Annotated in this window: 21 protein-coding genes and 3 tRNA genes; 11 read left to right on the forward strand and 13 right to left on the reverse strand. The window is 62.0% G+C overall.

From position 1 onward, the window contains the following. The first annotated feature begins 138 nt into the window (after nucleotides 1-138). Both PQR42_RS10980 and PQR42_RS10985 read left to right on the forward strand, forming a co-directional pair. Nucleotides 139-2,496 carry a RelA/SpoT family protein gene (locus PQR42_RS10980; protein WP_408216238.1) on the forward strand — a complete coding sequence of 786 codons (2,358 nt, stop codon included), beginning with the start codon at nucleotides 139-141 and terminating at the stop codon, nucleotides 2,494-2,496. A gap of 108 nt (nucleotides 2,497-2,604) precedes the next feature. Continuing rightward, nucleotides 2,605-3,111, forward strand: a complete 507-nt coding sequence (locus PQR42_RS10985) for a phage protein NinX family protein (protein WP_408385981.1) — start codon at nucleotides 2,605-2,607, stop codon at nucleotides 3,109-3,111. Between the two features lie 107 nt (nucleotides 3,112-3,218). Here the strand turns inward: PQR42_RS10985 and PQR42_RS10990 are convergent. Next, a tRNA-Arg gene (locus PQR42_RS10990) sits at nucleotides 3,219-3,295 on the reverse strand. A gap of 77 nt (nucleotides 3,296-3,372) precedes the next feature. Further along, nucleotides 3,373-3,449, reverse strand: a tRNA-Arg gene (locus PQR42_RS10995). Nucleotides 3,450-3,569: 120 nt separating this feature from the next. Between PQR42_RS10995 and greB the strand changes: the two genes are divergently transcribed. Beyond that, a complete protein-coding gene (greB, locus tag PQR42_RS11000; protein WP_132373449.1) occupies nucleotides 3,570-4,139 on the forward strand; it encodes a transcription elongation factor GreB in 570 nt (189 codons plus the stop codon). A 114-nt stretch (nucleotides 4,140-4,253) separates the two neighbouring features. Here the strand turns inward: greB and PQR42_RS11005 are convergent, their stop codons facing one another. Next, the gene (locus PQR42_RS11005) at nucleotides 4,254-5,399 is read right to left on the reverse strand and encodes a porin (RefSeq protein ID WP_408216230.1); all 1,146 of its coding nucleotides are present in this window, start codon (nucleotides 5,397-5,399) and stop codon (nucleotides 4,254-4,256) included. Between the two features lie 531 nt (nucleotides 5,400-5,930). Then, a complete protein-coding gene (locus tag PQR42_RS11010; RefSeq protein ID WP_408385666.1) occupies nucleotides 5,931-6,179 on the reverse strand; it encodes a hypothetical protein in 249 nt (82 codons plus the stop codon). Nucleotides 6,180-6,595: 416 nt separating this feature from the next. On the opposite strand from PQR42_RS11010, the gene PQR42_RS11015 reads away from it, so the two are divergent. Both PQR42_RS11015 and PQR42_RS11020 read left to right on the forward strand, forming a co-directional pair. Then, complete coding sequence (locus PQR42_RS11015; protein WP_064268598.1) at nucleotides 6,596-6,799, forward strand: cold-shock protein; 204 nt, start codon at nucleotides 6,596-6,598, stop codon at nucleotides 6,797-6,799. Between the two features lie 351 nt (nucleotides 6,800-7,150). Continuing rightward, nucleotides 7,151-8,302, forward strand: a complete 1,152-nt coding sequence (locus PQR42_RS11020) for an exonuclease domain-containing protein (RefSeq protein WP_408385668.1) — start codon at nucleotides 7,151-7,153, stop codon at nucleotides 8,300-8,302. 148 nt (nucleotides 8,303-8,450) lie between these two features. Here PQR42_RS11020 and PQR42_RS11025 read toward each other — a convergent pair whose 3' ends face one another. The 3 genes from PQR42_RS11025 to PQR42_RS11035 form a co-directional block, all read right to left on the reverse strand. Beyond that, nucleotides 8,451-9,047 carry a chorismate mutase gene (locus PQR42_RS11025; protein WP_408216222.1) on the reverse strand — a complete coding sequence of 199 codons (597 nt, stop codon included), beginning with the start codon at nucleotides 9,045-9,047 and terminating at the stop codon, nucleotides 8,451-8,453. A gap of 272 nt (nucleotides 9,048-9,319) precedes the next feature. Beyond that, complete coding sequence (locus tag PQR42_RS11030) at nucleotides 9,320-9,469, reverse strand: hypothetical protein (protein WP_007180815.1); 150 nt, start codon at nucleotides 9,467-9,469, stop codon at nucleotides 9,320-9,322. A gap of 514 nt (nucleotides 9,470-9,983) precedes the next feature. Further along, nucleotides 9,984-11,093 carry an aldo/keto reductase gene (locus PQR42_RS11035; protein ID WP_408493631.1) on the reverse strand — a complete coding sequence of 370 codons (1,110 nt, stop codon included), beginning with the start codon at nucleotides 11,091-11,093 and terminating at the stop codon, nucleotides 9,984-9,986. 134 nt (nucleotides 11,094-11,227) lie between these two features. Between PQR42_RS11035 and PQR42_RS11040 the strand changes: the two genes are divergently transcribed. Further along, nucleotides 11,228-12,139 carry a LysR family transcriptional regulator gene (locus PQR42_RS11040; protein WP_408385672.1) on the forward strand — a complete coding sequence of 304 codons (912 nt, stop codon included), beginning with the start codon at nucleotides 11,228-11,230 and terminating at the stop codon, nucleotides 12,137-12,139. Nucleotides 12,140-12,159: 20 nt separating this feature from the next. On the opposite strand, the gene PQR42_RS11045 is transcribed toward PQR42_RS11040, so the two are convergent. Then, nucleotides 12,160-14,910 (reverse strand): excinuclease ABC subunit UvrA, encoded by a 2,751-nt coding sequence (locus PQR42_RS11045; protein WP_408385674.1) that lies wholly within the window; start codon nucleotides 14,908-14,910, stop codon nucleotides 12,160-12,162. Nucleotides 14,911-15,090: 180 nt separating this feature from the next. On the opposite strand from PQR42_RS11045, the gene PQR42_RS11050 reads away from it, so the two are divergent. Then, on the forward strand, nucleotides 15,091-15,291 hold the full coding sequence (locus tag PQR42_RS11050; RefSeq protein ID WP_408216214.1) for a hypothetical protein: 201 nt from the start codon (nucleotides 15,091-15,093) through the stop codon (nucleotides 15,289-15,291). A gap of 107 nt (nucleotides 15,292-15,398) precedes the next feature. On the opposite strand, the gene PQR42_RS11055 is transcribed toward PQR42_RS11050, so the two are convergent. The 5 genes from PQR42_RS11055 to pepN form a co-directional block, all read right to left on the reverse strand. Then, nucleotides 15,399-15,474 (reverse strand) — tRNA-Thr (locus PQR42_RS11055). Nucleotides 15,475-15,529: 55 nt separating this feature from the next. Further along, a complete protein-coding gene (locus tag PQR42_RS11060; RefSeq protein WP_106283319.1) occupies nucleotides 15,530-16,546 on the reverse strand; it encodes a class 1 fructose-bisphosphatase in 1,017 nt (338 codons plus the stop codon). Between the two features lie 121 nt (nucleotides 16,547-16,667). Beyond that, nucleotides 16,668-17,123: a HigA family addiction module antitoxin gene (locus tag PQR42_RS11065; protein ID WP_408216211.1), complete on the reverse strand. Its 456-nt coding sequence runs from the start codon at nucleotides 17,121-17,123 to the stop codon at nucleotides 16,668-16,670. Nucleotides 17,124-17,139: 16 nt separating this feature from the next. Continuing rightward, nucleotides 17,140-17,421: a type II toxin-antitoxin system RelE/ParE family toxin gene (locus tag PQR42_RS11070; RefSeq protein WP_408216208.1), complete on the reverse strand. Its 282-nt coding sequence runs from the start codon at nucleotides 17,419-17,421 to the stop codon at nucleotides 17,140-17,142. A 204-nt stretch (nucleotides 17,422-17,625) separates the two neighbouring features. Then, a complete protein-coding gene (gene pepN / locus PQR42_RS11075) occupies nucleotides 17,626-20,331 on the reverse strand; it encodes an aminopeptidase N (RefSeq protein WP_408385676.1) in 2,706 nt (901 codons plus the stop codon). 227 nt (nucleotides 20,332-20,558) lie between these two features. Between pepN and PQR42_RS11080 the strand changes: the two genes are divergently transcribed. The 4 genes from PQR42_RS11080 (at nucleotide 20,559) to PQR42_RS11095 (ending at nucleotide 23,738) form a co-directional block, all read left to right on the forward strand. Beyond that, nucleotides 20,559-21,263: a DUF4136 domain-containing protein gene (locus tag PQR42_RS11080; protein WP_408216202.1), complete on the forward strand. Its 705-nt coding sequence runs from the start codon at nucleotides 20,559-20,561 to the stop codon at nucleotides 21,261-21,263. A gap of 694 nt (nucleotides 21,264-21,957) precedes the next feature. Further along, on the forward strand, nucleotides 21,958-22,686 hold the full coding sequence (locus PQR42_RS11085) for a beta-ketoacyl synthase chain length factor (RefSeq protein ID WP_408385678.1): 729 nt from the start codon (nucleotides 21,958-21,960) through the stop codon (nucleotides 22,684-22,686). Continuing rightward, complete coding sequence (locus tag PQR42_RS11090) at nucleotides 22,670-23,464, forward strand: lysophospholipid acyltransferase family protein (RefSeq protein ID WP_408248818.1); 795 nt, start codon at nucleotides 22,670-22,672, stop codon at nucleotides 23,462-23,464. Before PQR42_RS11085 ends, PQR42_RS11090 begins: the two co-directional genes overlap by 17 nt. After that, nucleotides 23,439-23,738: a phosphopantetheine-binding protein gene (locus PQR42_RS11095; protein WP_408385681.1), complete on the forward strand. Its 300-nt coding sequence runs from the start codon at nucleotides 23,439-23,441 to the stop codon at nucleotides 23,736-23,738. Before PQR42_RS11090 ends, PQR42_RS11095 begins: the two co-directional genes overlap by 26 nt. Nucleotide 23,739: the final 1 nt, after the last annotated feature.

The following is a 23,739-nucleotide window of genomic DNA, read 5'->3' on the forward strand; positions in this document are numbered from 1 at the left end:
TGTTCCGTTTTCGATTACGCGTTTGCCAAACCTGTTTGCCGCACGCGTTTGCAATACCGCGTTTGCAACACCTTTTGCCGCACGTAAGTGCATCAACGTGCAGACCGGCGTCCAACCCTAACCGCTACGGAGGCGAACATGAGTGCTACCCCGCCCACCGCCACGGAAGTGGAACACGACGCTGACTCGCCCTCGTCTGCACGGAAGTACATCGACGCCGTCCTCGAACAGTCGTTTCGCCATCTGTTCGGGCCGACCGCCACGCCGGAGCAACCGCGCCGGCATGACGTCGTCTCCATCGCCAAACTGACGTCCGCCTTGTCCGGCTATTTGCAGCCGGAAGAGATCAAGGACATCAAGTCGGCCTTCCATTTCAGCGACGAAGCCCACCTCGGCCAATACCGCCAGAGCGGCGAGCCGTACATCACGCATCCGGTCGCCGTCGCGGAAATCTGCGCCGGCTGGAACCTCGACGCCCAGGCGCTCATGGCGGCGCTGCTGCATGACGTGATGGAAGACCAAGGCGTGACCAAGGCCGAACTCGCCGAGCGTTTCGGCGCGAAGGTTGCTGAACTGGTCGACGGCTTGTCGAAGTTGGACAAGATGGAGTTTCGCAATCGCGAGGAAGCGCAGGCGGAAAACTTCCGCAAGATGCTGCTCGCGATGGCGCGCGACGTCCGCGTGATTCTGGTCAAGCTCGCCGACCGGCTGCACAACATGCGCACGCTGGGCGCGGTGCCGCCCGAAAAGCGCCGCCGCGTGGCGCGCGAGACGCTGGATATCTATGCGCCGATCGCTCACCGGCTCGGCTTGAACAATACTTATCGCGAGCTGCAGGACCTGAGCTTCGCGAATTTCAACCCGCACCGGTACGCCACGCTCGAAAAAGCCGTCAAGGCGGCGCGCGGTAACCGGCGCGAAGTGGTCGGCAAGATTCTCGAATCGGTGCAGCGCGCAATTGCCGACGCGAAGCTCGACGCCGAAGTCACCGGCCGCGAGAAAACCATCTTCAGCATCTACAAGAAGATGCGCGACAAGCAGTTGTCGTTCTCGCAAGTGCTCGATGTGTACGGCTTCCGCGTCGTGGTGGAAAGCGCGCTGGAGTGCTACACCTGCATCGGCGCGCTGCATGCGCTGTACAAGCCCGTGCCGGGCAAGTTCAAGGACTACATCGCGATCCCCAAGGTGAACGGCTATCAGTCGCTGCACACCACGCTGGTCGGCCCGTTCGGCGCGCCGATCGAGTTTCAGGTGCGCACGCGCAAGATGCACGAGATCGCCGAAGCGGGCGTGGCCGCGCACTGGCTGTACAAGAACGGCGGTGCGGATCTGAACGACGTGCAGAAGCGCGCGCACCAATGGCTCAAGTCGCTGCTCGATATTCAGAGCGAAGCGGGCGACTCGAGCGAATTCCTCGAACACGTCAAGATCGACCTGTTCCCGGACGCGGTCTACGTGTTTACGCCGAAGTCGAAGATCATGGCGCTGCCGCGCGGCGCCACGGCGCTCGACTTCGCGTATTCGATCCACAGCGACCTGGGCAACCAGTGCGTCGCGGTGAAGATCAACAATGAACTGCTGCCGTTGCGCACCGAGTTGAAGAGCGGCGATATCGTCGAAGTCATCACCGCGCCTTATTCGAAGCCGAACCCGGCATGGCTCGGTTTCGTGCGTACCGGCAAGGCGCGCTCGGCGATCCGCCATTATCTGAAGACCATGCGTCTGAACGAGTCCGTTCAGCTCGGCGAGCGTCTGGTCGACCAGGCGCTGAAGGGCTATGGGCTGGCGCTCTCGGACGTGACGCCCGAAGCGTGGGAAAAGCTCGTGCAGTGGACGGGCAACAAGAACCGTCAGGAAATTTTCGCGGACATCGGTCTCGGCCGGCGTGTCGCGGCGGTCATGGCCAAGCGCATCGAAGTGCTGATGAGCGGCCGCGACGCCGACGACGACGGCTCGCGCTCCCACTCCGATTTGCCGCATGCGCCGCCGGTGGTCATCACCGGGACCGAGGGTATGTCGGTGCAATTGTCAGCGTGTTGCCGTCCGATTCCGGGCGACGACATCATGGGCTATATCGGCATCGGCCTCGGCATGGCGATCCACACCACGGATTGCCGCGTCGCGCAACGAATCCATCGGCGCGATCCGGGTCGCTGGATCGACGTCGCCTGGGCGCCGCAACCGGGGCGTCTGTTCGACGTCGCCGTGAAGGTGCTGGTCAAGAACACCAAGGGCGTGTTTGCCCGCGTGGCGGCCGATATCACCTCGGCGGATGCCAACATCGTCCACATCGCCATGGACGAAGACCTGTCGCAGGAATCCACGGTGCTGCGCTTCGTGATCCAGGTGAGCGACCGTGTCCATCTGGCCAACGTCATGCGCCGGGTGCGCACGAACCCGGACGTCATGCGCATTGCGCGCGAACGGCCAAGCGAGGAAGGCCATCACCGTCACGACGGCGGGATGCGAATCGATCGCGAGCGAGCGGATTACTGACTTTTTCCTTTGACGCCTTGGGCTGGGCTTAGGGCGCTTCATTTCCCTCTTCAAATCTGAACGCAGCGGCTACGGGCGAGTCTCATCTGAAACTCAGGGAGAATGCTCGTGAACGTATCCGACCTCAGCGGCCTGGCACTCGATTACTGGGTCGCCCGCGGCCTGCACGACTTCGTGCGCGAAATCTACTTTACCGATAGCGGCGAAACCGTTGCGGTTCGCGGCAACGACCGCGGACGTCCCTGGGATGGCCGTTTTACGCCTTCTACGTCATGGGAGGCTGCGGCGGCGGTGCTGGAGCGCGCGCAGCGGCTCGAAGTGCGTGAGCGGAGCCACCAGGGCGCGGCTCACTGCATCGCGGAATTCGAAGGCGGCCACCGAACCGTGGAAGGGCGGGGCGACTCGTTGCGGATCGCGCTGTTGCGGGCGTTCGTCGAGAGCCGTTATGGCGAAACCGTGGAGGATGTGCTGCATGAAGCACAGGCGCTGACCGGCGACCGTGCGCAACCAATCGGTGAGCGGGAAATTGGCGGCGAGCAGGCGACGGCGGCTTCGTTCGGAGATGTGCCGAGCCCGGACGGGCAGATCGGGGATATTCAGTCGGCGCCGCGATAAAGGGGCGTGCTTGGTTGCCGAAGGCTTTCGGGTGCAGAGAGACCCAACGAGGCCGGAATCGACGGACAAAAAACAAAGGGCCTTCCGATCGGAAGGCCCTTTATAGGTGGTGCGGCTGGCAGGATTCGAACCCACGACCCCTTGGTTCGTAGCCAAGTACTCTATCCAACTGAGCTACAGCCGCACGCTAAACGGGTGATGCTACTGCAATGAAACTGGGTAAAACGTAAGGGCCTTCCAGGAGGAAGGCCCTCGAATAAGTGGTGCGGCTGGCAGGATTCGAACCCACGACCCCTTGGTTCGTAGCCAAGTACTCTATCCAACTGAGCTACAGCCGCACGCAGAAACGAGATTATAGCAAAGGTTTTGAAAAAGGGAAGCATGTAACTGCGATTTGTCTCATAGTCGTGATCGTGTACCCTTGATAGGCAGTCGCTTGCTGCAGTTACCGGATCATCATGAACAAGGCCTTTGTCAAAGAGTCGAGCGAAGAGAATGACGACGACCTCGACGTCGCCCAGCCGGACGTTCCCGCTGGTACGAAAAACTACATCACGCCCGCCGGCTACCGGCGCATGCGCGATGAACTACTGCATCTGATCGACGTGGATCGGCCGGAAGTGGTCAAACTGGTGTCGTGGGCGGCCTCGAACGGCGATCGCTCGGAGAATGGCGACTACATCTATGGCAAGCGCCGCTTGCGCGAAATCGATCGGCGCATCCGTTTTTTGACTAAACGCTTGGATCTCGCTGAAGTCGTCGACAGCAGCAAGCAGGAGAATGTCGACCAGGTTTTCTTCGGCGCGGCCGTCGAGTATGCAACGGAGGACGGCGAGGAACATATCGTGACGATTGTCGGCATCGACGAGGTCGATCTGGATATCGGCCATGTGAGCTGGATCTCGCCGATTGCGCGCGCGCTGCTCAAGGCGAAGGTCGGCGATACGGTCACGTTGTACACACCGGCCGGCCCGCAGCCGATCGACATACTCGACGTCAAATATCCGCCGCCTGATACGGGCGGTTGAGTCACGTCTGACGGACGCCTCCGTCTCGTTCTCGCCAATCAGTTCCTGCGCCAAGGTATAAAAAAAGGCGCCGCGAACGGCGCGCCTTTGAGACCGGGGATGCTACCCGCAGCTTTAGAAGCGGTGACGCAGACCTGCGGTCACAGCGACTTGCTTGTTGTTGCCCGAAGCGGCCAGACCGTTGATGTCCGCATCCACGACAGCGTTTTCGTTGACTTGCTGATACTCGCCTTGCAGATACACGTCGGTACGCTTGGACAGCGCGTACGCGGTTTGCAGGTTGAACTGGTTCCAGTGCGGACGCGTGCCGGCCAGGCTTGCGCGGGTGTACGTGTACGAACCGGCAATGCTGACCGCCGGCGTCAGCGCATAGCGAGCGTTCGCTTCAAAGTTCTGGAAGTGAGCGCTGTTGTTGCCGAAGGCGATGCCCCCCGTTTGACCCGAAGCGCCAGCGCCGATACCGGCCAGGCTCGACAGGTTCGTTTGCGAGTACACGAGACCGACCGTTGCCGGGCCGAACGCGTAGTTAGCACCCGCGCCCCACGTTTGCTGGCGGCCGGCGAAGAACGTGTTGTCGCTCGACACCGCGCCGCCCGAATTGAATGCAGCAGCCGCGCCGGTTGCGCCGTTGCTGTTCAGTTGCAGGTAAGCGGCGGCGACGTTCAGGCCACCCCAGTTGTACGAAGCGCCCGCGCTATAAGCGCGGTTGTTCGCGAAGCCGTCGGCCTGGTTCGAGAAGCCGTACAACGCACCGAACTTGAAGCCGCCGTAGTTGGCGCTCTGGTACTTGACCGAGTTGTTGACGCGGAACGAGTTGTTCAGGTTGTCGTTGTCGAACGGATGGGCGAACTGCGTGCCGCCGTATTGCGTGCCGGTCAGCGCCAGCGGGCCGACGTAGTCGACCATGCTGTCGTATTGACGGCCCAAGGTGACGGCGCCGAACTGGTCGCTCGTCAGACCCACGAAGGCTTGACGGCCGAATTCACGGCCGCCTTGCTTGAGCGTGCCGTCATTGATGCCGAAGCCGTTTTCCAACGTGAAGATGGCCTTGAGACCGCCGCCCAGATCTTCAGATCCGCGCAGGCCCCAGCGGCTACCGTTCACCGAACCGCTCGTTTCCTGCCAGTTGCTGTGACCGTGCTGGTTGTTGGTATAGGTGATGCCGGCGTCGATCAAGCCGTACAACGTCACGCTGCTTTGGGCATGCGCGGCCGTTGCGAAGACGCCCGTGAGGGCGGCGACCATGAGTGTCTTTTTCATCTTGTAACTCCGAGAGCGAGAGTGGGCATTGAACCCAGGCTTAGGGAGACCTTTCACGCGGGCGCTGCGAGAGGCGTTATCCGAGTGAGATGCGCGCTGAACAAAATCGCGCTGGTTTCCGGTTAGGCAGAGTGTAGAGAGACACTTCGCGCAGTGGACGTTCCGATTTTCACAATAAAGTATTACGCGTTCGGAAACGATATAGGAATGGCGTTTAAGCCTTATAAATAAAGGCTTCCGGCGATTTTCACGAGATGGAGGCGATGCGCTGATGGAGTGGCGTTGTTGATTCGCGACACTAAACGATGCGGAAAAACAACGTAATAAAACGTAAAAAGAGATTGTTGTCGTTACTGAAACAGATGATTGTTATTTATGCGAATAATCGAAATGGCGCTGAGCCGGTATACTGAAATTTCTGCTTTCCGAAGCAGACTTTTTCGTTGACGAAAAAGATCTCCAAACCTTTGTCGGCGCGACTTTCCCAGTCGCGCTTTTTTTTCGCCTGTGTTCTGCCGATTGACGACGCGGTCAGTGGGCAGGCGCTGCGCCGTCCACATCGTTCCAGTCGTCCGCTACGGAGACGCTCCAGTCTTCCATGACGTAGCGACGCGCGTCCATGGGGGACGACAGCAGGTTCTGCCAATGATCTCCGTGCCACATGGGATCGATTTCGAAGATAGACGGCGTGTCCGCGGCCGGTGCGGATTGTTCGGAAGCTGTGTTTGCGTGCGAGTGCGTCAGCCAGGTAAAGAGCCGGCGGATTTGGTTGAACAGCATGGCAATCTCCCTAATGCGCGTTACTACCACTACTAAATCCAATCATCCGGCCGTGAACGCAGTGCAGCAAGTCGGACAAACACTTACGGAAAACATCTTTTGTTACATATTTTCGGCGGAGTGCTGAAAATTTTCCCGCTATCAAGCATCTCCGTAGTCAGTTGGGTAATATTGACTTGGTCTGATTATTCAGATTGAGTGAATATATGCGCTTGGGATTTTTTAAACCAATAAGCAGAGGCTTATCGCATAGCGTGATAAACGCATACCGAGAATTCGCTTGACGACAATTCTTGGTTCCCCGTATAACGGCAATGCTGAATTTCGCCCGCCGGATTTGATTGCGTGGCGTGGCCGCGATATTCGGCTTTGAGGGCAATGCCCGATTTTGATAAATCATCGAGGGAAACTGGAAAATGGAAACTGGTATCGTCAAATGGTTCAACGATGCTAAGGGCTTTGGCTTCATCACGTCGGATTCGGGCGGCGAAGATCTGTTCGCGCACTTTTCGGAGATTCGCGCGGAAGGCTTCAAATCGCTGAAGGAAAACCAGCGCGTCTCGTTCGACGTCAAGGCTGGCCCGAAGGGTAAGCAGGCGGCGAACATCCAGCCGTTGTAAGCCAGTCAACGCGGCTCGGCGCTTGGCCGGACGGCAGAACGCACGAAAGCCTTCGCAAAACGCGAGGGCTTTTTTATGCCGAATCATTATTGATCGGGGCAATCGATTTTAACTATCCGGTTCGGAATGTCTTGAACGGGCGGCCAAAGACCGCCGAATCGCTTCTATGTCATTCCCGATGTCCGTCGTGAAAAACATAATGATTTCTGGTTTTGCGAGAGGCTCGCCGCTCACACCAAAACGGGAACATTGCGCCCCAAGTCAGTTGACGTAATGCGATGCTGGCCGGGTACTCGGCCGCCAACTGGTGCATACTTGCCGCAAAGCCACGCGTCCAAAGTCTCCTTTTCCATGTCTGAACAGTTTTTGCCGGAACCGGCCCTGGATGGTCCGATCGTCTTCGTCGACCTTGAAACCACTGGCGGCTCGACTGCCGAGCATCGCATCACCGAGGTCGGTGTGGTCGAAATAGGGCCTGCCGGCGTATCGCGCTGGAGCAGTCTGGTCGACCCTCAGCAGCCGATTCCCTCATTCATCCAGCAGCTCACCGGCATCACGAATGCGATGGTGCGGGGCGCGCCGACCTTCGACGCGATCGCGCCAGCTCTCTTCGAGCGTCTGAACGGCAAACTGTTCGTCGCGCATAACGCCAGTTTCGATCGTGGTTTTCTGCGCGGCGAGTTTCGCCGGGCGGGGCTGGCGTTCGATCCGGACGTACTGTGCACCGTGCGCCTGTCGCGCGCGCTGTTTCCCGCGGAAAAGCGTCACGGTCTCGACGCTTTGGTCGAGCGTCATGCGCTCGTGCCGTCCGATCGCCACCGCGCGCTCGCCGATGCCGATCTGATCTGGCAGTTCTGGCAGCGTCTGCACGGCCTCGTGCCGCTCGACGTTTTGCGCACGCAGATCGAGCGCACCACTCGGCGCTACCGGCTTGCGGGCGACATCACGGAAGATCTTCTCGACACCGCGCCAGCGGGTTGCGGCGTCTACGCGTTCTACGGGGAAGAGGATTTGCCGCTGTATGTCGGGCGAAGCGTGCGCGTGCGCCAGCGGCTGCGTTCACATTTGACCGGCGAGCGGCGCTCTTCCAAAGATATCCGGCTTGCCCAGCAGGTGCGGCGTGTCGAGTGGCGCGCGACCGGCGGCGAGTTGGGCGCCATGCTCGCGGAGGCACAGTGGATCGCGACGCTGCGCCCCAGCCATAATCGGGTGCCACGTGTCGCCAAGAGCGATCCAGCGGACGCGCCCTGGCCGTTCGAGGGGCCGATCGTGTTCGAGGAGCGCGAGGAGGCGTCGCAGGCGCGCGCGTTTCATGTCGTCGATCGTTGGTGTTACGTGGGCCATGCGGCGTCGCTCGCGCAGGCTGCGGAGTTGCATGCGTCGAGCGCGGCGGGACCGTTCGAGCTGTCGACGTATCGCATCTTGCAGAGTCATCTCGCCCGCGGTTTGCGTGTGATGCCGTTGAGCGTGTCGAGCGGAACGGCGGTGGCGAGTCTTGCCTGAAGGCGTTCGCCCACTCGGCGTTTAGCGGCTTCGTTTTCAGCGGCTTGATTTTCAACCGATAGCCCGCCGTTCAAAGCGGGCTCAATCGCGCGCGTCGTCACCGCGGCCAACAACCAGCGTCAAACCGCGCGCTCCATCTCGTCCAGAACTAACCCGTCGCGCCAACGCCTCCCGTTTCGCACACGTGCCCGAGCGCGCGAGTCAACGCGCTCGAATGAGCCGAATCGTAGCGAGTCAGCGATTTCCAGTTGGCCAGCGATTGCGCGACGCGCGACGGACAATCCGGCGCCGCACGCAACGGCTGCACGCGTGCAAGGCCGGCCACGAGCGATTGTGTCAGCCGGTCCAACTGCGGTCTCGTGCCGGTCGCCAGATCGGGCGCGGGTCCTTGCGGTGGCTGGCTGCCACGCCATGTGGCGAACAGCGCGTTTTGCACGTCCTTGCTGGCGTCGATCTGATCCTGAAAGAAAGCACGGGCGAACGCCGGGTCGACGTTTGCGGCAGCCGCGCGCTTTTCGACATCGGCGAGGAGCGCGTTCTCGCGCGGCGTGTCGGTGATGTCCTGGTGATTGGCCCATTTCCAGCGCGCCACGGGTTCCGCGAGCGCGAGGCGCTGCGAGGCCAGTGCGATCAGATTGGTGAGCGCGGTATCGTCACCATCCGCGATGGCGGGAGCGGGCGCGAATGCAAGTGCAGTCAAGAGCGCGAGCGCGCATGACGCGCCGAAGCGGTACGAACGGTTCATGGAAGATGGCAGCGGCCGAGTGGCCAAAGGAGAAAAACCAGAAGAATAGACGATGCGCCGAACGTTCGTCTGTGTTCCGGCTGGAAACCGTCAAACGTACACCTGAACAGGCGAGCAAAAGCGGACGCCGGGCCGCACGGCCAGGCGTCGTCCGAATCAGACGGACTTACCCCGCGTCACGAATCGAGCAGAAAACGAGCGGTTAAACGTGTGCACGCAACCGCCGCGCGCCGGACGCGCGGACGTCGATGCTGCATCGCGCCACTGCACCGTTACTTCGAGTCGCACGACTTGCGTTGTTCGTCGAAAAAGGCGCGAACGTGCTCCGGCAGTTCAGCACCCAGAAACTCGACGCCAGCGGGTTCCGGATCCGGGCAAAAGACTTTATCCGGGGTCGGAACTTTCGGTGGTTTGGCATCCATGATCTTTCTCCTTTACAAACCGATTATCGGCCTCGGTCCCCGTTTTGCACCAGCGCCTGATGCGGGTCACATGTTGTTTGTTGCTTTAACGGCACAGGCCAACAATGGAGCGGAATGTTTGAATAGAATTTATCGGTTGACTGCGAATGCACTGATTTCGCCGTCACCGGTCCAGTCAATCCGATACTCCCCGCCATTCCCTTCCTAACCTTGTCCCACGGGCTGTTCAGCAAGTAGCCCTCGTTTTTGCGCACTCCACGTTCATATTGGTCGATATCAAACCAATCATCGCGGATTTTTGTGCACTGCCGCATCGGCAGGATTTTCTCTTTAAGAGGTCGAACGTTCGTTAATTACCGTTTCGTTCAGTACGAGCCATTCGGCCCCCTAATCTTTAGTAAACGAACGATTCTCGAGTTTCGTTGACGACTAAAAACACTTTTTAAGATTTTTTGCCTGAATAAGAAAACCCAACGTTCGGCAGCGAACGCTGGGCATTCGTCAGACGCGATTTCTACGCTGTCGGCGCGGGGATTTTCACCGATGGGGAGTACGCGTCCGGTTTATCAGTCACTTCGACCTGTCCGTGAATCCGCGCTTGATGACCGTCCGCAAACATGTAGTACGGGAATGGGCGAGCCGGTTCCGACACGGCGTCGAGCCGCGCGATCAGTTCCGGCGCCAGTGTGAAGTCGAGCGAGCCGAGCGACTGCTGTAACTGGTCCGGCCGCGTCGCGCCGACGATGATGCTCGACACGCCGCGCTTCTGATGCAGCCAGTTCAGCGCGACTTGCGCCATCGGCCGGCCGGCGAGATTGGCGACGGACTCCAGTTCCGCCACGATGCGAAAGTTGCGTTCGGTCAGTTTGTCGAATCCCGGCGGCGGCGCGCTCGCCATGCTGGCGAGACGTCCGTCGCCGGAAAAACCGCCCGCCGTGCCGCTTTGCGAAGGCCGGTACTTGCCGGACAGCACGCCCATGCCGAGCGGACTCCACGGCACGAGCCCCATGCCCAGATTGGCGGCGAGATCGGCAAATTCATTTTCCGCGTTGCGTTCGATCATCGAGTATTCGAGCTGCATGGCCGCGACCGGTTCGAAGCCGCGCCAGTCGGCGAGCGTCTGCGCGCGTCCGGCGAACCAGGCGGGCGTATCCGACAAACCGACATAGCGGATCTTGCCGGCGCGCACGGCGTCGTCCATCGCGCGCATGACTTCGTCCACCGGCGTGACGCGATCCCACGTGTGCAGGTAGTACAGGTCGATGTAATCGGTGCCGAGCCGTTTGAGCGAGCCGTCCAGCGCGCGCAGCAGATTCTTGCGATGGTTACCGCCCGCGTTCGGGTTGCCGGACTCGGCGTTGTAGCCGTACTTGGTCGCGATCACGAGCCGCTCGCGCAGGCCGCGCGCCGCGACGAACTTGCCCAGCCATTTTTCGCTGGTGCCTTCCGTGTAGAGGTCCGCGGTGTCGATGAAATTGCCGCCGCCATCCACGTACAGATCGAACAGCCGTTGCGCGGACTTTTCCTCGGCGCCCCAGCCCCATTCGGTGCCGAAGGTCATCGTGCCGAGCGCGATCGGGCTGACGCGCAAGCCTGAGCGGCCGAGCAGGGTATAGCGGTTCATCGTCATGTCAGTCTCCTTGAGCGGCGTCGTAGAAAAAATTGAATCGATGGCGCTATCCTGCGCCGATTCTTTTCTTGGAAAAATGCCGCTTGTCTGCAAGGATTGTGAAGTCTGACTTAATAATGGAGGCCGCGATGGATCCTGCTCAATTGCCGGCGTTGATGGCGTTCGTGAGCGTGGCGCGTCACGGCAGCTTCACGCACGCGGCGGCCGAGACGGGCTTGACGGCTTCGGCGCTGTCGCAAAGCATCCGTTCGCTCGAAACGCAATTGAACGTGCGCCTGTTTAACCGGACGACCCGGCGCGTCGCGCTGACCGAAGCCGGCGCGCAGTTCCTCGCTCGCGTGCGACCGGCGCTGGGCGAGCTCGAGGCCGCCTTCGAAGCGCTCGACGAAACCCGCGACCAGCCCGCCGGCAATTTGCGCATCAATCTGCCGAGAGTCGCGAGCGAGTTGCTGGTGCAGCCGCATCTCGCGGAATTCACGCGCCGCTATCCGCAGATTCGTCTCGACATGACACTCGACGACGGCTTGGCCGATGTCGTCGGCGAAGGCTTCGATGCCGGCATCCGGCTTGGTGAACGGCTCGCGCAGGACATGGTGGCGGTGCCGTTGAGCGGCGAGATCCGCATTGCGGTGGCGGGCTCGCCGGCCTATTTCGAGCGCTATGCGCCGCCCGCGACCCCAGCCGATCTCGCCGTGCACGACTGCCTGCGCTACCGGTTTGCGTCGAGCGGCGGGATTTATCGATGGGAGTTCGCGCCACCCGACGATCCGGCGCGCGTGTTCGAAGTCGAGACGCGCGGCGCGCTCGTCACCAACGACCTGCGCACGATGGTGCAAGCGGCGGAGCAGGGCGTGGGTCTGCTGCACGTCATCGAGGACTACATACGCGAGCAACTCGACGATGGCCGCCTCGTGCGCGTGCTCGATGCATGGTGTCCGAGCTTTCCCGGTTTCTATCTCTACACGGCGAGCCGCGCGCAGATGCCGCTCAAACTGCGCGCGCTGATCGATTTCCTGAAAGAGAAGCGCGGCGCTCGCTAGCGCACACGCTTACTTGGCCTTCACGCTGCGAGTTGCTGCCGAAGATACTCCGCGGTGCGGCTTTCCTTCACCTGCTCGACCTCGGCCGGCGTGCCGCTCGCCACGATCTTGCCGCCGGCGTCGCCGGCACCCGGGCCGACGTCGATGACCCAGTCGCTTTGCGCGGCCACCCGCATGTCGTGTTCGACCACCACCACCGTGTTGCCGGCATCGACGAGTCCCTGGAGTTGCACCATGAGCCGGTCCACGTCGGCGGGATGCAGGCCGGTGGTCGGCTCGTCGAGGATATACAGCGTGTCGCCGCGTTGCGCGCGTTGCAGTTCGGTGGCGAGTTTAATGCGCTGGGCCTCGCCGCCGGACAATTCCGTGGCCGGTTGACCGAGCCGCAGATAGCCGAGGCCGATGTCGCGCAGCACTTTCAGCGCGCGCATCACGCTGGGCTCGTCGGCGAAGAAATCACAGGCGGCGTCGACAGTCAGGCCGAGCACTTCGGCGATGTTCTTATCGCGCCATGTGACTTCCAGCGTTTGCGTGTTGTAGCGCGTGCCGTGACACGTCGAGCAGGGCGCATAGACGCTCGGCAGGAACAGCAGTTCGACGCTGACGAAGCCTTCGCCTTCGCACGTCGGGCAACGGCCTTGTGCCACGTTGAACGAGAAGCGGCCCGCGCCGTAGCGGCGCTTGCGGGCGAGCGGCGTGTCGGCGAACAGCTTGCGCACGTGGTCGAAGAGACCCGTGTAGGTGGCAAGGTTGGAGCGCGGCGTGCGGCCGATCGGTTTCTGATCGACGCGCACGAGCCGCCGCAGCGCGTCCATGCCTTCGACGATGTGGCCGCCGGTCGGCGCGGTTGCGGTGGCGAGCAACGGGTCTTGCTCGTCGTCGTCCGGGTTTTCGAAGACGCGTCCAAGCTGGCTTGCGACCAGTTCCGGCAGCGCCTGGCTCACGAGGCTGGATTTGCCTGAGCCCGACACGCCGGTGACGGCAGTCAGGCAGCCGAGCGGAAATGCGGCGTCGAGCCCGTGCAGATTATTGCGCGTGATGCCGGCGAGCCGCAGCCAGCCGGCGGGTTCGCGCGACTTACGTTCGACGGGCGCGGGCGGCGCGAACAGGTGCCGGCGCGTTTGCGACGCTTCGACCTTCGCGAGTCCGGCGGGCGGCCCGCTATAGACCACATGGCCGCCTGCCTCGCCGGCTGCCGGACCGACGTCGACGAGCCAGTCGGCGCGCCGCATCATCTGCAAATCGTGTTCGACGACGAACAGCGAATTGCCCGCCGCCTTCAATCCCTGCAACGCGCTGAAGAGCGCTTCGCCGTCGGCGGGATGCAGGCCGGCCGATGGCTCGTCGAGCACGTACACGACGCCGAACAACTGCGACGACAACTGAGTGGCAAGCCGCAAGCGTTGCAATTCGCCAGATGACAGCGTGGGCGTACTGCGCTCCAGCGCGAGATAGCCCAGACCCAGATCGACCAAGGTCGTCAGGCGTTCAAGCAGTTCGGCTGATATGCGTTGCGCGGCGACGCGTTTTTCCTCGGACAGGTTGGGCGTGCGCCGCACGTCGGGCGAGGCTTTGTGCGCCGAGCCGCCGGCGGCGATCCGTTTGTCGACGGCGTCGCGCATGGCGCTCTTGCTGAGCACGCTGCCTTTGGCGGCGGCGGATTGACCTGAGTGGGCGGCACCGGCTTGGGGCCATTCGCCGCGCGCGATCGGTTCGAGCATCTCGGCAAGTCTGGCGAGCGGCAACTGGGCGAACTCGCCGATATCGAGTCCGGCGAATTTCACCGACAGCGCTTCTTTCTTGAGCCGCTTGCCGTGACAGATCGGACAGACGCTGCCGACCATGAATTGCGACACGCGTTTTTTCATCAACGCGCTTTGGGTGTTCGCGAACGTGTGCAGCACGTAGCGGCGCGCACCGGTGAAGGTGCCCTGGTAGCTCGGCTCGTCCTTGCGCTTGAGCGCGGCGCGGGTTTCCTTCGGCGTGAGGCCGGCGTAGACGGGCGCGGTTGGCTGTTCGTCGGTGAAGAGAATCCAGTCGCGGTCTTTCTTCGGCAAGTCGCGCCATGGCTTGTCGACGTCGTAGCCGAGCGTCACCAGAATGTCGCGCAGATTTTGTCCGTGCCAGGCGGGCGGCCATGCGGCGATCGCGCGCTCGCGAATGGTCAGCGAGTCGTCGGGCACCATCGATTTTTCGGTGACCTCGTACACGCGGCCGAGGCCGTGGCAAGTCGGGCAGGCGCCTTGCACGGTGTTCGGCGAGAAATCTTCGGCGAACAGCATGGGTTGCTTCGGCGGATAGTCGCCGGTGCGCGAATACAGCATGCGTACGAGACTCGACAACGTGGTCACGCTGCCTACCGACGAGCGCGCGCTCGGCGTGCCGCGCTGCTGCTGCAAGGCGACCGCGGGCGGCAGCCCTTCGATGGCGTCGACTTCGGGCACGCCGACCTGCTCGATCAGACGTCGGGCATACGGCGCGACCGATTCGAAATAGCGCCGTTGCGCCTCGGCGTACAACGTGCCGAATGCCAGCGACGATTTGCCCGAGCCGGACACGCCGGTGAAAACGACCAGCGCATCACGCGGAATCTGCACGTCGACGTTTTTCAGATTGTGTTCGCGAGCGCCGCGCACGCGCACGAAGCCGGTGAATGCGGGGGCGTCGGAAGAGGGCGGTGTCGAGCGAGGTTTGTTGCGGATGGCGTCCATATCGATGAGTAGCGGATAAGCGTGGCCCGGCGAATCGGGCGAACGATTGTGAGGCTGCACGGAACATGCCCGACGATGAAATGGCGATGATGCCAGTGAAGGCGAGGCGCGCGCACCCCAGTGAACCCAGCAATCGCCGCCTATCATTGAAGCGACTATCCGCGCCCAGAGTGCGGTGGATAACGGACGCGCCACGACTGGCGCGGAAGATGGCAGTCTTCGTCCTTCAGAGAGTTCGCCATGGAAAACGCTGTGTACTGGAAAGGTCGTCAGGTCGGAATCGAGTGTGACGGCCGGATTTTGTGGTTCTCTTCGGCGCCGCAGGAAGCGGTCGCGGCCTATGGCACTCAGCAGCCAGAGCCGGCGCGTGTGGAAGATTCCGTTGTGGCACGCAATCTCGGCACGACGGCGCAATTCGATCGGCCGGGTTTTCGTGGTTGAGTGGTAGCGCGGTTTGCTTGCACCTTGGCGTTGAGCGGACCTGGGAAAGCCCACGCAGAAAAACAAAAAGCCCAGTCGCAATGACTGGGCTTTTTGCTTGAATCTTGTGGTGCCGGAAAGAGGAATCGAACCCCCGACCTTCGCATTACGAATGCGCTGCTCTACCGTCTGAGCTATTCCGGCATCAGGAGAAACGAGATTATAGGGACTTCTTTATCGGCTTGGCAAGCCCCTGCACTCACTTTTTTGTTTCGAGATGGTAGCGGGTAACCCGGTCGACCTCGTTCTTCGAACCGAGGAACACTGCCACGCGCTCGTGCAGGCTTTTCGGCTGAATGTCCAGAATGCGCTTCTCGCCGTTGGTCGCGGCGCCGCCCGCCTGCTCGACGATGAACGCCATCGGATTCGCTTCGTACATGAGGCGCAGCTTGCCCGGCTTGTCCGGCGTGCGCTTGTCGGCCGGATACATGAAGATGCCGCCGCGATTCAGGATACGGTGCACGTCCGCCACCATCGACGCGATCCAGCGCATGTTGAAGTCGCTTTGGCGCGAACCGTCCTTGCCAGCCTTCAACTCGCCAATGTACTGCTCGACCGGCGGGTACCAGTGGCGCTCGTTCGAAGCGTTGATCGCATATTCACGCGTTTCGACCGGAATGCGCATGTCGCTTTGCGTGAGCACCCACGAGCCGAGCTCCCGGTCGAGCGTGAAGCAGTTCACGCCGTTGCCGGTGGTCAGCACCAGCACGGTTTGCGGTCCGTAGACCGCATAGCCCGCGGCGACCTGCTGCGTGCCCGGCTGCAGGAATGACTGTTCGGTGGGCTGTTGACCGTCCGGGCAGCGCAGCACGGAGAAGATCGTGCCGATCGACACATTGACGTCGATGTTCGACGAGCCGTCGAGCGGATCGAACACGAGCAGGTATTCGCCCTTCGGATAGTTCGCCGGGATCGGGAAGAACTGTTCCATTTCCTCGGACGCCATGCCGGCAAGGTTGCCGCCCCATTCATTCGCTTCGAGCAGGATTTCGTTCGACAGGATGTCGAGCTTCTTCTGCACTTCGCCTTGAACGTTCTCGCTGCCCGCTGTGCCGAGCGCATCGCCCAGCGCGCCCTTGCTGACGTGGTAGCTGATCGCTTTGCACGCACGCGCAACGACTTCGATCAAAAGGCGCAGATCGGCCGGCAGGTTGTTGGTTTCGCGCTGCTGCTCGATCAGGTACTTCGTGAGAGTGGTACGACGTTGCAAAGCCATGCTGTACTCCGGGAAGGCTTGAGGAATATTTCGATTTTAACCGTTCGTTGTGTCGCTTCCGTGCTTTTACGCGAGAACCGTGTATGGCGACGCCGCCGGGGTACGCCGGTGCGGCTGAAATTCAGGCTTTGCGACGCGCCTTGCCGGCCGTGAGCTTGCCGCTCACGCTCGCCGCAAGCGCTGCGGCGCGGGCGTGTTCGGTCGAAACCTTCGGCATTTTCGGTCGGTCCGCCTTCGGCATGGGTTCGATCTCGCGTTCGATCTGTTCGCCGGCCGCCGCGGTGGCGACGCGCAGGTCGTAGGCGATTTGCAGGTTGAGCCAGAACTGCGCGCTCGCGCCGAAGTAGCGCTCGAGCCGCAGCGCTGTGTCGGCCGAAACGGCGCGCTTACCGCGCACCACGTCGTTGATGCGCGGCGCCGGTACGCGCAGCGCAAGCGCGAGCGCGTTGACGGACATGCCGAGCGGTTCTAGGAACTCGCTGCGCAGAACCTCGCCCGGATGGATTTCCGGGATGCTGTCGCCGGTGTCGATGTCCGAGAAATCGATGCTGTCCAGATCGGAGCGTTTGATGACCATACCGGTCTCCCAATAATCAGTGATAGTCGACAATTTCGACATTCAGCGCCTCCCCGTCGACGAAATGAAAACAGATGCGCCATTGCGCATTGATTCGAATACTCCACTGCCCGCTGCGTTGGCCTTGCAGCGCTTCCAGACGGTTGCCCGGCGGCGCATGCAGGTCGCGGATGGACTCCGCGGCGTCGATCATGAACAGCTTGCGGCGCGCGAGCGCCTGCATGTGAAGCGGCAATGAGTACACGAACTTGCCCTGAAAGATTCTCGCCGTAGCTTTGTCGCCGAATGTCGTGATCATGGGATGATATAACGCGATGCGTTAAACGTAAACCGTTAAGTGAATACGTTTACTTTCACCCCGTCGGCGCGAGTCGAACAGTCGTCCAGATGGCTAACGTTATTGCGGCGCGCGGCCGCGTCGTGCCTCCAAAACAATGCAGGGCGAAAAAAAGCCGGCAACACGTGCCGGCTTTTCGATGCGACAAAGGCGCTCAGACGGGCATCACGCCAACGCTTTCTCCACGATCTCGCGCACATCACGCGATTTCACCTGGGACGCCACTTTTTCCAGCGCCGCGCGCATGCCGTCGCGCAGCGTCGGCGTGAAGCGGCGCCACAGTTCCAGCGAGCGGGCGAGGCGAGCGGCCACTTGCGGATTGATGGCGTCGAGCGCGATCACCTGATCGGCCCAGAACGCGTAGCCCGAACCGTCTTCGGCATGGAACTGCGCCGGATTCGCCGCGCAGAAGCTGAAAATCAGCGAGCGTGCGCGGTTCGGGTTCTTCAGGTTGAAAGCCGGATGCGCCATCAGCTTGCGCACGATGTCGATCACCGGACGTTGCGCGCTGCCTCGCTGCGTGGCCTGCAAGGCGAACCACTTGTCGATGACGAGCGGCTCCTTTTCGAAGCGCCGGTAGAAGTCGTCCAACGCCTGCTGCGCCTCGGCGCTGCCGCCATTCGCCGCCGATGCATTGAGCAACGCGGAGAGCGCCGCCGAGCGGTCGGTCATGTTGTTCGCCGCATCGTATTGCGCGGACGCGAGGCGCACGGCCTCGGCCGGATCGTCCAGTTCCGCGAGGTACGACAGCGCGAGATTCTTCAGCGCGCGATGGCCTGATGCCTCTGGCGTGGCTTCGTACGCGCCCGGCGTGCGGTGCTGCTCGTACACCTTGAGCCAGTCGCTCTTGAGCGCGTTAGCGAGACGCTTGCGCACGAACTGCCGCGCGGCGTGCACGGCAGCCGGATTCGATTCGGCCATCTGCTCAGCCAGGTACGCTTCCGAAGGCAGCATCAACGCGAGTTCGCGGAACGAAGGCGAGAGCGTTTCGTCGGTCAGCACGCGCGCGAACGCGGCGACCACGGAGTCGTCGAGTTGCAGCGGCACGCCGGTGGCGGCGCGTCCGGCGAGCGTGAGCAGCTCGCGCGTGGCGAGCCGCTGGCCGGCTTCCCAGCGGTTGAACGGATCGCTGTCGTGGGCGAGCAGGAACGCGAGCTGTTCCGCCGAGTAGTCGTATTCGACGATCACCGGCGCCGAGAAATTACGCAGCAGCGAAGGCAACGGCTCCTGCGCCACGTTGACGAACGTAAAGGTCTGCTCGGTCTGCGTGAATTCGAGTACGCGCGTGGTAGAGGCCGAGGCCGTGTTTTCGCCTTGCAATTGCAGCGGCAGGTCGCGGCCGTCCTTGCCGATCAGACCGATCGCGAACGGAATCAGCAGCGGACCCTTTTGCGTTTCGCGCGCGGCCGGCACGCCTTCGCCGTAGCCTTGCGTGAGCGTCACGCTGTAGCGTTGCTGCGCGGCGTCGTAGTGCGTGCGCACGGACACGCGCGGCGTGCCGGCCTGGCTATACCAGCGCTCGAACTGCGCGAGATCGCGGCCATTCGCGTCGGCGAGCGCGTGACGGAAATCGTCGCAGGTCACGGCCTGGCCGTCATGACGCTTGAAGTACAGGTCCATGCCCTTGCGGAATCCGTCGCGGCCGAACAGCGTCTGATACATCCGCACGACTTCCGAGCCTTTCTCGTAGACGGTCATCGTGTAGAAGTTGTTGATCTCGACGTAACTTTCCGGGCGCACCGGATGCGCCATCGGACCCGCGTCTTCGGCGAACTGCATCTGGCGCAGCACGCGCACGTCCTCGATGCGCTTGGTGGCGCGCGCGGCTTCGTCGCTGCTGTTGGTCTGGCCGCCCGCCATGTCGGCCGAGAACTCCTGATCGCGGAACACCGTCAGGCCTTCTTTCAGGCTCAGCTGGAACCAGTCGCGGCAGGTCACGCGGTTGCCGGTCCAGTTGTGGAAATACTCGTGGCCGACCACGGCCTCGATGTTTGCGAAGTCTGTGTCGGTCGCGGTTTCGGGGTTCGCCAGCACGTACTTCGTGTTGAAGATGTTGAGCCCCTTGTTCTCCATCGCGCCCATGTTGAAGTCGCTCACCGCGACGATCATGAAGCGGTCCAGATCGAGTTCGAGCCCGAAGCGTTCCTCGTCCCAGCGGATCGAATGGATCAGCGAATCCATCGCGTGACGGGTCTTGTCGAGGTCGTGCGGTTCGACCCACACCTGCAGCAGCTTCTCCTTGCCCGAGCCGCTCTTCACGCGCTCTTCCAGTGCGACCAGCTTGCCGGCGACCAGTGCGAACAGATAGCTCGGCTTTCTGAACGGATCCTCCCAGCGGGCGAAGTGGCGGCCGTCCGGCAAATCGCCTTCTTCGAGCAGGTTGCCGTTCGACAGCAGCACCGGGTAATCAGCCTTGCTGGCGCGCAACGTGACCGTGAAGGTCGCCATCACGTCCGGACGGTCGAGGAAGTAAGTGATGCGGCGAAAGCCCTCGGCCTCGCACTGCGTGAAGAAGTTGCCGCCCGACACGTAAAGGCCCGACAGCGTCGTGTTCTCAACCGGATTGCAGAGGCTCGTGAGCGTCAGTTCGAACTGATCCGGCACGTTATCGAGCAGCAGGCCGTGTTCGTGCGCGTGGGCGTTGGCGAACGGCTGGCCGTCGATCTCGGCGCTGACGAACTCCAGTTGTTCGCCCATCAGTTCCAGGTGCGCGGCGCGCGACGCCTCCGGATTGCGGCGCACGCGCATCGTGTTCCGCACAACCGTGCGTTCGGGGACCAGATCGAACTCCAGCGCGACGGTGTCGATCAGGAAGGCGGGCGGCGCGTAGTCGGCGCGGCGAATCACATTGGGCGTTGCGGTATCGGCCATGGCGTTCTGTAGTGTTGGAACTCGAGTCGGCGGGCGCGCTTCTGGCGTGCGGGCCGGGCATGTCGAGCCATTGTACAAAGCCTCGGCGAATTGTGCGGAGCGAACTTTTTACCGAGTTGCCTGGTCAGCGTATTATCGGGCGCCCGCGTGCGGGAAAGCCTGTGCGTCGACGAGGCCGGGTTTGACGGACAATACAAAGGCAACTCAGAAGCTTCACGAGGTAGACCATGAAAATCGATCGATGGACCCGTCGCGCCACGCTGCTAATAGCCGCGCTGACGGCGCTGCTTTCCGGCTGCACGACCTACGTCACCACCCAGGTCACGGCCTTCTCCGACTGGAGCGGTAGCGACGCCACCCGAACCTATGCGTTCACGCGAGCAGCCGACCAGCAGAATAATCTCGAACTCAGCACCTACGAGCGCTTCGTCGCGAACGAACTCGCCACGCATTCGTTCCGTCAGGTGGACAGTGCTCAGGCGCGCTATCTGGTCGGACTCTCGTATGGGATCCGTTCGGACATGGTGACGGTCTCAGAGCCGGTGTATTACAACCCGTGGCCGGCGCCGTACTGGGGCTATGGCCGGCCGTTCGATCCGTGGGGCCCGTGGGGCGCATTCCCGACCAGTTACGTGAACCAGAGCTATCCGATCTTCACGCACCTGCTGGGCGTGCGGATCACCGAGCGGGCGAGCGGCAAGGAGGTCTACAACGTGACGGCGCGCAACTCAGGCGGCGAGTCGTCGCTGGTTCGGGCCATGCCGTACCTGGCGCGTAGCGCGCTGGCCGATTTCCCGCTCGGCAACGGCGTGGTTCATACGGTGAAGATTCCGGTCGACAAGAGCGGCGGGGCATCGAACGAAATGGTGGCGACCGGTACGGCGCCCGCCGCCGTGCCGGTGCCGGCGTCCGGTGCGAAGATCGTTCAGTAAATAGTACCTGGCTGGCGGCGCGCGTCGAAACCGTCGTCGGCGGCGGCAAGCAAACGGCCCGACAGGTCACCCTGCCGGGCCGTTCCGTTTTTCAGCGCCGAAGAAAGCGCGAAGCTCCGCGTCCGATACCGGATTCCGGCATCGCGCTACCGCAATATGCATCTCATAAAAGGCGGACTCGAGTCGGCCATGCGTCGCGCATTTCAGATTGAGGCTGGCTAACAACGCAAGCGCCTTCTCATGTGAAACACTTTTTAAGAAAGTAAATTGAAAGTATTAGTGCATTTCGGCCGAATACTTCCGTGGCCGGATCGGCGGCAAGCCGCGCTGCCAATGGGCAGCGGGTCCGTTCGCAAATCGGGAAATGGTGCCGGAGGCCCATGCCATCGCTGTTCAGCCGGGCGTCGCATGAGAGATACGGATACAGATGGATACGTCTTTTGTGGCTGATTTATCCCAGAATATTCAGTATGATTCCGGCGACCACAGGGGGCCCGAGACAATCCTTCAGACTAATTGGCAGAGGCGCCTAAATAATCGGGGCCAAGTGCCGTTAAATCGCTGAACCCTATATAAGAAGATTGGATTGACCCCGGCTGGAGATTGCCGGTCCGCGCGGCGCGTACACGCTGTGACGGTGCCGTATTCCGTCAGGCGCTTCAGCCTCTCCTCGCTTCTACGCGCGAACACCGATATGCCCGATCTGTACTGGACCATTCCGGTCGCTCGCTGGTCTAGCTGGCCTGCTGCCGCATCTGCCGCACCCGATATCGGCTTCATCGAGCCGATCGTGCGGCGTCGTCTGAGCACTCTGTCCAGAGTGGCGCTGAAGGTTGCGCACGATTGTGTCGCCAAGGACGCGGCGCGGGTCGTGTTCGCTTCGCGCCACGGCGAATTGCGGCGCACCACGGATATCCTGCGCGCCATCAGCGCGGGCGAGCCGGTGTCGCCGACCGCGTTCAGCCTATCGGTGCTCAACGCCATGACCGGTATATTCGGCATTGCCCGCGGCGACCGCTCTGCGGCGAGTGCGATCTCGGCCGGCGCGGAAACGCTCGGTTACGCGCTGCTGGAAGCGCACGCGCAATACGCCACGCAGCCGGATTCGCCGCTGCTGCTGGTGTACGCCGACGAACCGGCCGATCCGGCGTACGGCACGATCGAAGACGAAGTGCAGGGCGGCGCGATCGCGATCCTGCTCGATAGCGAAACGGCGACGGGCGAGCTGGTATGCACGGTGTCGCGCGCGGACCAGACAGAATCCGCGCCGGCGAACGAAATCAGCGCAGGCGCCGCCGCCTCGGAAGCCCTCTTCGCGACTCAAAGCCAGGCGCTGCAGCACTGTCTGGAAACCGGCCTGCCCACCGCCTGGCAAAACGCCGGCGCCACCTGGCATTGGAGTTGGCATGACCGCGCGGCTTGATTACTTCTGGCGATTCTGCGCGACCGGCATGGCCTTCGTGGTCTTCGGCGTGTGCGGCGTGCTGTTCTCGGTGGTGGTATTTCCGCTCGCATGGGTGTGGCCGCACCGCGCCTCGCGCCAATTCGCGGTGACGAGCGTGATTCACTGGTTTTTCCGCGCGCTCGTCGCGGTATTGCAACGCATCGGCGTGATGGAACTCGAGGTGTCGGGCGTGCAGGCGTTGCGCGCTGGCGGCCCGGCGATCGTGGTCGCGAATCACCCGACCTATCTCGACGTGATGGTGCTACTGTCGCTCACGCCGCATGCCTGCTGCGTGGTGAAAAACGCGCACTGGAGCAACCCGTGTTTTTGGGGCATCGTGCGCTCGGCGGAGTACGTCAGCAATGCCGATCCCGCGGAACTCGTCGAGGCCGGCGCGAAGCAACTGGCCGCAGGCTATACCATGATCATTTTTCCGGAAGGCACGCGCAGCCCTGCGCCGAACCGGCTGCATGCGTTTTCGCGCGGTTTCGCGCACATGGCGCTGAAGGTCGGCGCGCCGATCGTCCCAGTGCTGATGGATTGCGACCCGCCCGCATTCACCAAGCAGATGCGCTGGTACGACGTGCCGGCGCGCGCGTTCAGAATTCGCGTGAACGTGCTCGAACCGCTCGGCGTCGACCAACTCGCGGCCCATGACACTCCACCGGCTCTCGCGGCGCGCAGCGTGACGAGCGCCGTCGAAGCACACATTACTCAGCACCTGTTCGATTATGGATTCTTTAAAACTGGAAATTAAACAGCTCCTGATCGAAGCTCTCGATCTGGAAGACCTGAGCCCGGACGATATCGACGACGATGCACCGTTGTTCGATACCGACGGCATCGGTCTCGATTCGATCGATGCGCTCGAAATCGGCATTGTGCTGCGCAAACAATACCAACTGACCATCGCGGCGAACGACGAGCGCACCCGCGAACACTTCCGCTCGATCAGCACGCTGGCGGCGCTGGTGGCGAGCCAGCGCGAAGCGGTGCACGCTGTGAACGAAACAACCAGAAAGGGGGAGTAAA

Origin of the sequence: Paraburkholderia sediminicola (assembly GCF_046027355.1) — a bacterium.
Taxonomy (GTDB): domain Bacteria; phylum Pseudomonadota; class Gammaproteobacteria; order Burkholderiales; family Burkholderiaceae; genus Paraburkholderia; species Paraburkholderia sediminicola_B.